The organism is Curtobacterium sp. MCBD17_028 (assembly GCF_003234875.1).
Lineage (GTDB): Bacteria > Actinomycetota > Actinomycetes > Actinomycetales > Microbacteriaceae > Curtobacterium.
In genome coordinates, this window is record NZ_QKTQ01000022.1 from 30,374 (window position 1) to 43,287 (window position 12,914).

Sequence of the window (12,914 nt, forward strand, 5' to 3'; positions counted from 1 at the left end):
CGCTCACACATCCCTGAGCTGCCGCTCGAGATCCCATCCTTCTGGTGGACTCTCGCGAGACCACCAAGGCGCACCAAGATCAAGCCAGTTCTGCCGCCATCGGTCGTAATCGATGCCCCTGTCGTCATCCGACACTCCGAACTGATAGCCGCAACAGGGGCAGATATCGAACGAGGGAAGACCGTACCGATTACGCGCCGGCTCGTACAAGCCGGGATATCTGCACACAGGACAGCGGTACATCGTCACCATGTCCACCACCGTCCCCTGTCGATCACCGCAGCAGCTCTCGCGCTCCGGCACGCGGTACGTCCTCCTGCAACCGCCCGGATTCCATGCAGTCCCCTCCGTCCTCGATGGTCCAGCGCTCTCACCTGTATCGCCCAGTCGTGGTAGCGCACTCAAGTGAGGCTGACCCAGCATCCTCGACCGGAACGCGGCACGGTATCGGTCACGATCTCGATCTCGATCTCGATGCCGTCGGTGAGCCTGCGGTGATGCGCGACGACACCTGGCGCCCGGCCGGCATCACCACAGATCGACCAAGAGTGACGCACCCATGCTGAAGCGCCCCCGCTCGCGGTCCGGGCGTCAGCCGGGACGGACGATGTGCGTGGTCCGCCCGCGGCGCCTCAGCGGGACCACGGAGCTCCGGAGTCGGCCGCGGGCGGCTCCGGCATGCCGACCGGGCCAGCCGACGGCTGCGGGCCCGTCATCGAGGAGGACCAGGCGCCGCCCGGACCAGTCGGCGTCACCCGGTCGTTCGCGCCGTACGAGTACCGGTTCGTCTGCTGCACGCCCGTCGGTCCGGGGTCGGCTCCGGCTCCGGCTCCGGTCTGGGGTGCGAGGTACCGCCCGAGCGCGGAGTCGAGGACCCTCAGTCCGACCTCGGTCAGCCCCGTGGAGCTCGAGGTCGGCTGGTCCAGGAAGCCGTGGTCCGAGCTCCAGCCGGCACCGCTGCTGACGGCGACGCCGAACGGGTCGAACCACCGCCGCACGACCGCGCCGGTCCGCGAGTTGCTCTCGAGGTCGACGGTCCCGTCGACGTCGGCGTCGAGCAACCAGACGGTCACGGCACCGGTGTCGTCGGTGTCCCGTTCGGCGACGGTGATGCCCCGGACGGAGTACGTGCGCGACGCGGTCACGGTGGTCGACCCCGGCGCCTGGTGGAGCTCGGTGTCGCCGATGACGAGGGAGGCGCCGTCGACGCGGTCGTCCTGCAGCAGCAGGCGGCCGTTCGCGTCATGGACGTCACCCTGCACCTGGCCACCGTCCGCCGCGGTGATCGACTGCACCCCGCCGTCAGCGTCGTACGCCACAGCGCGCCCGTCGAGGCTCGTGGTGTCACCGTCCGCGTCGTAGGCGAGCTGGTCGGTCGTCGTGGTGGTCCCGTCGGTCGTGGTCACCGACTGTGCGGCGTGGGGCTGGTTGGAGCCCGCTGCCGGGTAGGCGTACGTGCTCGTCGTGTCCGGACCACCGGTGGTGGAGTGGTCGGTCTCGGACAGGCGGTTTCCGGTCGCGGTGTCGTAGCTGTAGGTGTGCCAGTAGGGTGCAGCGCCGCTGAGGCCGGAGGCCGTGGGCGCAGCGGAGCAGGAACCGGATGCGGACGTCCAAGCGTCGGTGAGCTCCTGGAGCGCGTCGTGTCCGTAGCACTGGGCCTCGGACCCCGCCTCGCCGGTCGTGACCGCCGAGGTGATGACGCCGGCGTCGTTCCGGTGGTAGGTCCGGTCGGCCTGGACCACGGTGGCGGATCCGGTGCCGGTCATGTCCTCGATGCCGGTGAGCGCCCCGGTCGCTTCGTCGTACGAGTAGGCGGAGGAGTTCGCCACGGTTCCGCCACGGTCGATCTGCGCGACCTGGCCGAGCGCGTTCACGAGGACGTCACCGTAGTCGGCCGCGCCGCCGATGCCGACCGGGTCGCCCAGCGCGCTGTAGTTCGTGACGACCTTCTCGGCCGCGAGGCCCCCCATCGCTCCGTAGGTGGTCGCGAGGAGCGAACCGTCCACCGCGTACCCGTAGGCGAGGGTGTAGGTCGTGCCACCGAACGCGGGTGCTGCCGACGGGATCGAGATCGTCTCGCCCGTGGGCTCGTCGTACGCGTTGTACCCGGAGTAGGACGTCGTGTACGCGGCGCCGGGAACACCGGGCACCGAGCCCGTGTAGCTCGACGATGACGTCAGCTGACCGACCTTGCGGCTGTCGTAGGTCCACGAGTCGAGCAGCGCGCCGCTGGTGCTGCCGTCGTACTCGGCGGTCCTCCGGCCGTCGTCGTCGTACGTGTACGCGACCGTCCGTCCCCGCGCGTCCGTCCGGGTGAGCTGCTCGCCGTCCAGGTCGTAGGTGGCGGTCGTCGTCCCGGAGTCGGGGTCGACGGTGGACACCTGGTCGCCCTGGAGGTCGTAGGACCAGTGCGACTCGTTGCCAGCCGGGTCGGTCATCGACGTCATGCGTCCGGCAGCGTCGTACCCGTACGTCGTCGTGTCGGCCGTCGTGCTGCTCGACGGCGTGCTGCCCAGGTACTGCACGAGCTTCGTCCGCCGCCCGAGCGAGTCCGTGGAGGTCGCCGTCGGGATCCCACCGCTCGGCGGCGTGGTGACGACCTCGTCGCTCCCCGGGTAGGTGTCCGTCGTCCGGTACAGCTCCTTGCCGAAGGAGCGCGTGGCCGTCGCCAGCGTGCGGCCGGCCGCGTCGTACTGCGTCTGGGTCGAGGACTGGATCTGCTGCTGGTTCGCGGGCACGAACAGCTTGGCCGACGGCGCCACCGCACTCGCCCAGTAGTCGTGGTCGACGACGACCACGCGCCCCTGGGCGTCGTACTGGTCGTCGGTGACGATCGAGCCGCCAGAGGGCGACGGCGCCTGCGTCTGGACCTGCTGCCCGAGGCCGTCGAACAGGGTGTCGGTCGTCACGCTCGTGGTGGCGTTCAGGGTCGTGGTGGCGACCGCGAACGGCGCGGTCTGCGACTCGGTGTAGGCGTAGGCCGAGGACGGCGACGTCGGGTACGTCGCGCGCGGCCGACCGGGCAGCCACACGTCGGTGCGGCGTCCGAGGGCGTCGTACGTGGTCGTGGTGAGACCGCCGTCCGCCGCGGTCTGCGTGAGGACCTCGCCGCGCGTGCCGTCGTACCCGGTGGTGCTCGTCCAGCCCATCGGGTTGGTCGTGGTCACGCGCGTGACCGGCCCGCCGACCGTCGGCGTGTACGCGGTCGTGGTCGTCCGGCCGAGCGCGTCACGGGATCCGGTCCTCCGACCGAGTGCGTCGTACGTGCTCGTGTCGGTCGTCGTCCACACGGGTGTGGATCCGCTGTACGACGTGACCCTGCGGGTCGACGTCGCATCGCCGACGGTCGGCGCGACGCCGAACGCGTGCCCGTCGTAGCTCGTCTCGGTGTCCGACACCACATCGGCCGGGAGGCCCGGGTCGCCACCGCAGGCAGCGCCGGTCTCCGTCACCTCCTGTGGCAGGTCGACGATCCAAGCGTCGGTGTTCGCCGGCGCGTAGGACGTCGTGACACACGTGGTGCCGGCGTCCGACGTCGCGGTGGTCAGGGACGTCGGGTCCCCGTGGGCGTCGTACGTCGCCGTGGTCTGCGTGGTGCGGCTCCCACCGGACGCGATCGGCTCCGTGGTGGTGCTGTTCCCGTCGGCGACGACCCGGGCCGTGTCGAGACCGTCGTCCGCTTCGACGCTCCCGGCCCACGGGGCGTGCACGGTGTCGGACAACAGCGAGCCGCCGACCCCGTCGAGGTCCTTCTCCTCGTACACCCGGCCCGCGAACCACCGCGCGTCAGGGATCGTCGTCCCGGTGACGGCGACGGTCTTCGTCCCACCGCTGGCGGCAGCGCGATCGCCGTCGAGGCCCCGGAAGAACGTGTAGTCCGTGGTCTTCTGGGCCGACGGTGTCGTGGGCGCGCCCTCGCGCACCTCGACCCGGTCGAAGCCCGCCGGGACCGACCACGTGCGCTGCGCGACCGGCGTCGCCGGACTCGTGTCGTACCTCCAGGCCGGCCCGCCGGTGTAGACGTAGTCGGTTTCCTGCGCGGGGTCGTTCCCGCCGCCGGTCCTCGGGTCGCGGACCACGCTCGTGACCACGTACTCGTGGAACAGGTCCTGGCGCGCTGCGGCCGCCGGCACCACGGACGATGCCCACGGCTGCGGGAAGCACCGCTCGTCGTTGCTCGCCGCTGCCGCCTCGATCGCCGATGCCCGCGCTGCGGTGCACTGCTGTGCGGAGTAGTTCACCGAGGTCACCGCGCCCGTCGCGGCGGTGATCGACGAGATCCGCCACTTGTCGAGCGGCGCCAGCCCGCCCGTCGCGGACACCCGGTTCTGCATCCGGACACCCGCGAACCTGGTCGCGGGCTCACTGATGCTCGTGCTCCCGGCGTACCCGGTGTGCTGCACCTGGGTCAGCCAGAGGGCCGCGCTCGTGCCGTCGCCGGGCGAGGGGAACGAGTGCGACAGGGTCCACTTGTCGACGGTCGCGGAGCCCGAACCCGAACGGACGCTCGTGGTGACGGTGTCGAGCATCGCGTCGGTCCAGAACGTGGGAACGCGGTGCGCGGAGCAGCTGGCGCTGCACGACTGGTCCCAGGGCACATCGGGGTAGGCGGAGGCGGTGGCCGGCTTGGTCGCCGCGGCGGTGATGCTCTCCTTGGTGCACGTCTTGTGCGTGGTGTCGCTGCACCGGCCGTAGGCGTCGTAACCGAACGAAGCCCGGGCCGTGGCCGCGTTCGACGAGTACACCGTGCTCCTGGTCAGGCCGTAGTCGACGTGGTCGAGCTGTCCGCCGCGGATGTACGAGGTGGTGCTGCTGCCGTCCTTGCCGTAGCTGTTCGTCTCGGCGTCGTAGTAGTACGCCTCGGCGTTGCCGTGCGTGTCGACGACGTAGTCGAGGTTCCACCGCCACGCCTGCATGCACGAGGACGACGCGAAGGTCGACGCGTGGCAGGGCTCACCGGCGCCATTCCCGAACACGGGGACCGTCCAGGCGGAGTTCGTGGTGGCCTTGCCCTTGGCCCAGCCGGGCAGCTCGTTCAGCCCGAACCAGTACTGGGTGCCGTCGGTGGTCGTGAGGCGCCAGCAGTCGGTGTCGGACGTGCCGTTCGCGGCGCAGCCGTGCGCCGTCCCGACCAGGTGCTCGAGGCGGGACCCGTCGTCCGTCTGCAGGTGCCACGCACCCGTTGCGCTGTCGCGGACCAGGGGTGTGCTGTGACCGTCGAGCTCGAGGGTCGCGTTGTCGGTCCTCCAGCAGAGGTCGCCGGAGGTCGCGACGGCGGCGCTGTCGTCCCGCGAGCACGAGACGTACTGTCGCTGGATGGAGCCGCCGCCGGTGAGGCTCCACCCGTCGCCGATCGCCGAGGGCTGGTTGTTCGTGGAACCCGTCTCGCGGTCGACCGACTGCGAGTCGTAGGCGAGCGCGAGGTGCGGGGTCGGGCCCGCGGCCGCAGGCGGGACCGTCATCGGGTAGGTCCACGAGAGGGACCCCGTCTGTGCGGCGACGTCCGGGGCGGACGACGCGACGGACGGAGCGGACGACGGGACGGTCGCGGCGGAGGACGCGATCGTCGGGGCGGATGACGGCACGGTCGCAGCGGATGACGGCACGGTCGCAGCGGATGACGGCACGGTCGCAGCGGATGACGGCACGGTCGGGGTCGCGGACGGCACGGTCGGGGCCGCGGCGAACGATCCAGTGCCGCTGGCCGACACCGGTCCGCTCGTCGCCGCGACCGTGGTCGCCGTCGTGGTGACCTTCGGGGTGAGCACGACTGAGCCCGAGCTCGCCGTCGTCGTCACCGCCGTCGCGTTCGTCGCCGAGAGCGCCACTCCGGCGGGCAGGGTCACCCAGGTCGTCCGGTCCGCGACGTCAGCGCCGCCGGCGTTCGTCAGCAGGCTCCTCGGCACCTCGAGCTGGACCGCCCCGGACCGCGTGGTGCGATCGGTCCGCTTGATGTCGAGAGCCAGGCCGTCGAGGTGCCGCGCCTGGGCGGCGGTCGGGCTCACGACACTGATCGAGACGCTCCGGACCGCACTGGACGAGCTGCCCTGCGACTTGACCTGGATGCCGGTCCCGCCGACCGCGGTCCAGCGCGTCGCATTCAGGGCCACCGTGTACGTCCCGGAGAGCCGGCTGACCGCGGGCGTGCTGACGCTCGTGGAGGATGCCGGCGCGGCGGCGACGAGGGCCGGGCTCGCGACGTGGCCGGTGACCGACGTCCCCGGGGCCGCGCTGAGCGACGCGGCCGTCGCCGGTGTCGCGGTCAGCGCGGCTGCGACGACCGCCATGACTCCGATCGTGACGACGGCAGCCCGACTCAGAGATGCTCTCGAGCGCAGGCCACGTCCGTGGTGGCTCATGCGGCTGACGCCGATAGCCGATACGCCCGCGCCACGATGCCGGCCATGCTTCCCCCAGAGTGCGATCGGTGAGAAGTACGAGCGACTCTCACTCAGGCGCGATGCTAGCGAGCAGCGTGACGGCGCTGGGCACCCCTGTCCGAGGGGTGCGCGATGTTTCCGGGGGTCGAGGGACCCGTTACTGTCAGGACCCTCATCCAGCCGAAGTCATGGCGGGCCACGGAGCCCCGCTCCGGCTCACCGCGCCATCGCGAGCACGTCCCCCACCAACCGCACCGCGTCCTCCTCGCTCACCGGCAGGGCGAACACCGTCCGGTAGTACAGCGGTGCGATCACGTGATCGAGGACCTGGTCGACGGTCGGCGATGCTTCACCACGGGCGGCGGCCCGGCCGATCACGGCAGCGGCCTGTTCCCGACGCCGCTCCGTGACGGCGCAGTGCACCACGAGGTCCGTCCGCGCCGACACCATCGCACGCAGGAACCGTGCGCGCTCGATCCGGCCGATGTCCCGGACCACGGCGGTGGCCCAGCCGATGAGGTCGCCGTCGAGCGACCCGGTGTCGGGAACCGGGTCCCCCTCACGCGTGAGTGCCGCCACCGTGGCGTCCTGCAGGAGTGCGCCGACGTCCGGCCACCGTCGGTACAGCGTCGTCGGGTTCACGCCGGCCCGTTCGGCGACGAGCGGGAAGGTGATCCGCTCTGCGCCCTCGCCGACCAGCTGGCCGACGGCCGCGTAGACGGCCTCGAGGACGCGCGCGCTCCGCCCGCCGGGACGGCTGACCGGTTCCGAGGAGGGCATGCCTCCATTGTCGCAACGTCCGTTGCTTTTGTGTCGGTCCTGACCTAACGTTCTTATCGCAACGATCACTGCGTTAAGGAGGACCGTCCGCATGCCGTCCCGACCCGTCGCGTTCGCCATCGCCGCTGCGGCCGGCACGGCGATCCTGACCGCCGCCTCTGCCCCCGCGCCCCTGTACCCGACGTACCAGCGGTTGTGGCACTTCTCGACCTTCACCCTCACGGTCGTCTTCGCGGTCTACGTTGCGGCACTGCTCGTCGCCCTGCTCACGGTGGGCGCCCTCTCGGATCGGGTCGGTCGCCGTCTGGTGGCCTCGGCGTCCCTGCTCGTCCTCGCCGTGGGGATGCTCGTGTTCGCCGGCGCCGACGGGACCGGTGCGCTCATCGCAGCCCGGGTCCTCCAGGGTCTCGCGGTCGGCGCGGCCACCGGCACACTGACGGCCATGATCGTGGACGCGGCCCCGACCGCCCGGTCCGGCTCGATCGTGAGCAGCGCGGTGCCCTCGCTCGGCATCGCCGTCGGCGCCGTCCTCGCCGGCGGCCTGGTCGAGTACGCGCCCCTGCCGCGCCAGCTCGTGTTCTGGGTGCTCGCCGCGGTCGACCTCGCGCTCGCGGCGCTGGTCTGGAGGGTCGGCGAACGAAGCGAGGACCGTCCGGTACCGCGCGAATCGCTCCTCCGGTCGCTGCTGCCGACCGCGGGCCTCCCCCGGGAGGCCCGCTCCACGTTCCTCGCGCTGCTCCCGCTCATCTGTGCCGCGTGGGCGCTCGCGGGCTTGTACCTGTCGCTCGGGTCGTCCGTCATCGGCGGCGTGCTCGGCGTGGAGGACCACTTCGTGGTCGGGGTCGTCCTCGCCGTCTTCTTCGTGGCCGGGATCGCGGGGACCGCACTCGCCTCGACCGTCCCCGAACGGCTCCGCTCGGTCGCGGGGGCCGCCGTGCTCGCCGTCGGCGTCGGTGTCACCACGGCCGCCACCCTGCTCGGCGCCCTCCCGCTGTACGCCGTGGGATCGGCGATCGCCGGCATCGGCTACGGCGCGACCTTCCGGCAGATCATCGACGCGCTCGGTCGGGAGGCCCCGGGGCACCAGCGCAGTCAGGTCTTCGCGACGATGTACATCGTCAGCTACGCGGCGTTCAGCGTGCCGGCGCTCGGCGCCGGGCTCGCGGTCGGCGACTGGGGCCTGCAGCGGACCGCTGTCGCGTACGGTGCGCTGGTGGTGGCGCTCGTCGCCGTCGCTGCGCTCGTGCACCTCCGCGCTGGACGGCGGGCTGCGGTGACCGGCTGACCCGCTGACCCGCGCCGAACGCCGAGGCCGGCTCCTTCGTGCCCGTGCCGCACACGCCATCAGGCTCGGTGATGAGGGACTGCTGCAGGTTCAGTTGACTCTGACGTGCCCTACTGCCCGGTCACCCGTTCGCCTGTGGAGGCCAGGCGGGGTGTCGTGCTCCGACCGATGCGCTACCCGGACTTGCTCATTGCGACAGCTCGCGGTCGAGACGGTCGAGCAGACTCTCGAGTGAGACCTCGAACTCCTCGTCACTCCGGTCCTCGCTGAGCAACGCCCGGAGTCGACGGACCTCCGGCGCGGCGTCCAACGACATCGATCCATCTCCCTCAGGGACGGTGGCGCCTCCTTCATCCAGGGGTTCCTCAGCGGGCCCTGCTTCGGCTCCGCGGACGACGGACTGCAGCAGCAGCTGCCCGAGCAGGAAACTGCTGAAGGCGCGGTAGGCGTTCACGGCCTGTGCATCGTTGAAGCCGTTCCTGGTCAGCGCGGTCAGGAACGTGTTGACGACCTCGATGCTCCGAAGCGGTGGACGCAGCCACGGTGCTGCCGGGTGGCGCGTGGCCACGAGCGGGAACGCCTTCGGGTGGCTGTCGGCGATCCGTCGCACCTCGTGCGCGACCGTCTGCAGGAAGACCTGCCAGTGCTCCCCCTGCGCTTCCTCGAGCTGCGAGGTCAGTTCGCTCATCAGTGACGCGACGACCCCCTCGAGGAGGTCCTCTTTCCCGTGGACGTACCGGTAGAGGGACATCGCCTCGACACCGAGCTCCTGCGCGAGGGATCGCATCGACAGGCCCTGCGTGCCCGACCGGTCGATCTGCCCGAGCGCGGTCTCGACCACGAGGTCGCGACTCAGCTTCGGCGCTCCCGATCCTGACCGGCTCGTCCTCGGATGCTCTGCCACCGACACGTCTCCCTGCTGGTTCACGATCCCGCGCCTCCCGGTCACCGGGAGGCAGCGACCGGTCCTGGTGACGCTACCCGCGCTTACGGCGTAAGTTCCGACGTGGCTTACGCCGTAAGCCGGACGAGCACGCCAGTTGCGCGTACCCCGAGAATCCGCATCGCGCACCGCCGCTCCGTCTGGCGCGATCACCACACGCAGAGAGGGAGTGTCCGATGAAGTTGGGGAACTCGGAACTCGATGCCTTGCGGCAGTTACCGCGAGAGTGGCGACGCCGAGGGCTGATGCCTCCGAGCGAGCTCGCGGCGATGATCGAAGCTCGCGTCCGCGAGGACAGCTCGACCACCGTCAGCCCCCAAGCCGCAGAGGTGATCGAAGAGCGCAGCGAGTACGTGCCGCCCTTCGGTGACACGGGACCGAAGTACGCCGACTTCTTCAGGTGACCGGCGACCACAGCGGGAACACGAGCAGGCGGCGTCGGTCACACCGGTCGCTCGATGGCGAGCGCCAATGAACGCAGGGGGCAGGCCGGCCAACAGTGGGAGCCATGCGCCCACCCGATGAGGAGCAACCAGAAGATCGAACACTGCCAGCAGGATGAGGATCATCGGGACCGCGGGCGAGGCGCCAATCAGAGAAAAGCCCCGGCCGAGACCGAGGGCTCTTCTGGAGTTCAGTCTGCCGATCGATCACGCTGGCGGTACCGGTGGGATTTCAACCCATTGCCGTGCGTTCGCTCGAGAGTGACCGGCGGGCGGGTCACGACGGGCCCTGCGCCGATCTCTTCCGGCGTTAGCGTCACTGGCGCCGGCCTGGTCAAGAACTCGTTGATCGCAGCACGGGACACGTCAGTGCCGTACCTGCGGTTCTTGCCCATGCGGCCATGATTCCACGAGTTCGAACGTACGTTCGAACCTCGGTGCGCTCGGCGACCGCGCTGCACCTGCTCGATCGCGTCAGCTTCGGCCCAGATCGCGGACACGCGATCCGGGTCCGGATGCGCGCCGCGCAGCCCGCGGTCGTAGTCGCGCACGAGCCCCCCGTCGACGGGCGGCGAGCTCGTCGACGGTGAGCCACTGCAGCGCTTCACGGTCGGCGTCATTCGCGACGGGGACTGTAGGCCGTCCACCCGACGGCCCACTGCGCATGCCCAGCGCAGGACTCGCTCGCGTCGATCCGCGCAGACCCCTAAGCCGAGAAGTTTGATCGCGCGTACTGAACAATCCAACCTTTGTCGGTGATGTTCACCGTCTTACGCCGCTGGTCGTCTTCATCAACCACCGCGCGAACCAGGTCCACTCGCTCAAGAGCGGAAAAGTTTGTCCGCATCTGCTGGGGAGTGTTGAAGTCAAATTGCTCATTGTCACCCGGCGCGCACGATCCGCCCGCCGCTGCAAGATCTGCAAACAGCTTCCATGCGCGTGGCTGCAGCGATATAGCCGACAGAATTTGCTCCGCCTCATGGGCTAGCCAAACTTCAAGCAGTGGCAAATAGCCACCCGGATGCTTGCCGAGCTCATCTTCAATATCGAGCCACACGCAAAAAGCTTGTGCGTATTTCATTGCGTCACGAAGATTTTCGTTGCAAATCTGGTATAGATGCTGAAACTCTTCAACACCTACAGGGGATTTAGCGTTAACATCCTCCGCATAGTAGTTGAGCCTCGCGGTTATGAGTTCGGGGATTGACTCGGACTTGACCGGAGCAACCTCGAGCGGGGTGCTGATACGCCCGTTCAGGCTAGGCGAGCTTACGGAGGATCGCACGATACCAAGTGCTCCACACAACACCCATTTCACGCCAGGCAGGGAGAGGGTCGTGTCACGGATACGTTCTAGGACACGACGAGCATCATTGCTCTTGCTCACCAGTTCGACGTTGTCAATGATCCCGACGACAGCCCCGTCCGACGATGAGGGGAACAGTCGATTGAGCGCCGCCTTCAGCAGCCGTTCGAAACCCGATTCATCGAAGCCCGTTGAAGACGTAGCGGTTTCGGCATACTGCCCGGAGACGCTCAAAATCCCAGCTCCATAGCTGCGATTAATAGGCTGATTAAGCCAGCTTTCGAGGTCATGCAATCCCGTGACGTCGTGCCCGCACTGCTCCAAAAAACGTTTGTGTTCGATTACTGCCTGGGCAACAGCAAACAGAGCGCCCCGATGCATTTGAGTCGAATCCGTACCCATCTGCACCGGAGTCGACGCCGGAATGAATGTCTGAGCAGTCTCCATTCGCTTGCGCTTTTCCATGGCTCGGTAAACCGTCACCCACACGAGACTGGTTTTCCCGACGCCGTTCGACCCCTCGAGTGCGGGATGAAGGGATTCATTACTAAGCTTACTGGAAAGCGTTCGGCTTTCGCGCGTTCGACCGACTAGTAGCTCGTCGCCCGCCTCGGTCGCGGTAAGAGGAAGAGACTCGTAGGGGTTGTCGCGGAACCCAAGGTCTGTCCAAATTGTCATTAGTCCCCCACCTAGTCGTCACAGCTCCAGCCGAACTGTTGGTCGATCGAAGCTTAGAGGACTGTCTACACGCTTCCAAGCGTGTTGCACCGTCCCGCTGATGGGACGGAAGCCAGGCGCTAGCCGCGCTGTCCGATAGCCGGTCGTCCAGCGAGACGGAGCGTCGTGTGTCTTCGTCGGCGCACCTTCGGGGCTCCGAGCGTCTCAGATAGCTGGTCCGAAACTGATTCCGGCAAGGCGCGGCGGATTCTGATGGTCGACGCAACAGGTGGTCGATTTGGGGCTGGTTTCAGGGTAGCTGGAGGGCGGTGATGCGGCGCTTCTTGAATCGCCCCGGGTCTGGTGGAGGGTCTGATTCCCCGAGAGGATCGGACCATGCCAGCACCGAGGAAGTATCCGCAAGAACTGCGGGAGCGTGCGATGCGGCTCGTGCAAGAGGCGCAGAAGGAAGACTCTTCGCTGTCATTGAACGCGGCCGTGATCCGGATCGGGTCGCGCACGGGGGTGAACCCCGACACGTTGCGCGGCTGGTGCAAGCAGGCCTCGATCGATGCCGGCGAGCGTCCCGGGACCACGAGCACCGACGCGGCTCGCATCAAAGCGCTCGAGGCGGAGAACCGGAAACTCAAACGCGCCAACGAGATCTTGTTGGCGGCGTCCTCGTTCTTCGCGCGGGAGCTCGACCCGCGACTGCCGTGGTGACCCAATTCATCGACGAACACCGGAAACGGTTCGGGGTCGAGTCGATCCGTCGCGTGCTCACCGAGCACGGCGTCACGATCGCCCCTTCCGGCTACTACGCGTTCAAGACCCGGCCCGCTCGGCCCGGTCCATCGCGGACGATGACCTGCTGGTGGAGATCGAGCGGGTATTTTGGGACCTGGGCCGTGGCATCAGTGGCGCGCGGAAGATTTGGCGGCTGCTGCGCCGTGAAGGCATCACCGTCGCCCGCTGCACCGTGGAGCGGCTGATGCGTCGGCAGGGGCTGTGTTCCGCCCCGGATTTAGTGGAGGCTCGGTAGTGCCGCCTCGACGGTAATCGGAGCGGGGTTGTGCCGGTAGTGGTCGTGCTCAAACTCGACCGGCGGGACCATGCCGAG

General features: G+C 68.8%; 9 protein-coding genes and 1 other annotated feature. Of the genes, 4 read left to right on the top strand and 5 right to left on the bottom strand.

The features are described from left to right. Positions 1–632: 632 nt before the first annotated feature. The gene (locus tag DEI86_RS15505; protein WP_181439816.1) at positions 633–6,287 is read right to left on the bottom strand and encodes a hypothetical protein; all 5,655 of its coding nucleotides are present in this window, start codon (positions 6,285–6,287) and stop codon (positions 633–635) included. 309 nt (positions 6,288–6,596) lie between these two features. Beyond that, the gene (locus DEI86_RS15515) at positions 6,597–7,160 is read right to left on the bottom strand and encodes a TetR/AcrR family transcriptional regulator (RefSeq protein WP_111035684.1); all 564 of its coding nucleotides are present in this window, start codon (positions 7,158–7,160) and stop codon (positions 6,597–6,599) included. A 91-nt stretch (positions 7,161–7,251) separates the two neighbouring features. Here DEI86_RS15515 and DEI86_RS15520 point away from each other — a divergent pair, with 91 nt between their 5' ends. Further along, complete coding sequence (locus tag DEI86_RS15520; protein WP_111050111.1) at positions 7,252–8,445, top strand: MFS transporter; 1,194 nt, start codon at positions 7,252–7,254, stop codon at positions 8,443–8,445. Between the two features lie 187 nt (positions 8,446–8,632). On the opposite strand, the gene DEI86_RS15525 is transcribed toward DEI86_RS15520, so the two are convergent. Next, the gene (locus tag DEI86_RS15525; protein WP_258376581.1) at positions 8,633–9,373 is read right to left on the bottom strand and encodes a TetR/AcrR family transcriptional regulator C-terminal domain-containing protein; all 741 of its coding nucleotides are present in this window, start codon (positions 9,371–9,373) and stop codon (positions 8,633–8,635) included. Positions 9,374–9,633: 260 nt separating this feature from the next. Between DEI86_RS15525 and DEI86_RS16655 the strand changes: the two genes are divergently transcribed. Beyond that, entirely contained in the window at positions 9,634–9,792 is a 159-nt protein-coding gene (locus DEI86_RS16655) for a hypothetical protein (protein WP_181439817.1), read from the top strand. 230 nt (positions 9,793–10,022) lie between these two features. Here DEI86_RS16655 and DEI86_RS16375 read toward each other — a convergent pair whose 3' ends face one another. Both DEI86_RS16375 and DEI86_RS16380 read right to left on the bottom strand, forming a co-directional pair. Then, positions 10,023–10,382 (bottom strand): hypothetical protein, encoded by a 360-nt coding sequence (locus DEI86_RS16375; protein WP_146244970.1) that lies wholly within the window; start codon positions 10,380–10,382, stop codon positions 10,023–10,025. A gap of 155 nt (positions 10,383–10,537) precedes the next feature. Further along, entirely contained in the window at positions 10,538–11,602 is a 1,065-nt protein-coding gene (locus DEI86_RS16380; RefSeq protein ID WP_146244971.1) for a hypothetical protein, read from the bottom strand. A gap of 588 nt (positions 11,603–12,190) precedes the next feature. On the opposite strand from DEI86_RS16380, the gene DEI86_RS15530 reads away from it, so the two are divergent. Next, positions 12,191–12,517: a transposase gene (locus DEI86_RS15530; protein WP_111050112.1), complete on the top strand. Its 327-nt coding sequence runs from the start codon at positions 12,191–12,193 to the stop codon at positions 12,515–12,517. Beyond that, positions 12,475–12,603, top strand: a sequence feature (AL1L pseudoknot). It overlaps the preceding gene by 43 nt. Positions 12,604–12,665: 62 nt before the next feature. Then, positions 12,666–12,836, top strand: coding sequence for an IS3 family transposase (locus DEI86_RS17050; RefSeq protein ID WP_375342181.1), 171 nt, complete (start codon positions 12,666–12,668; stop codon positions 12,834–12,836). Positions 12,837–12,914: the final 78 nt, after the last annotated feature.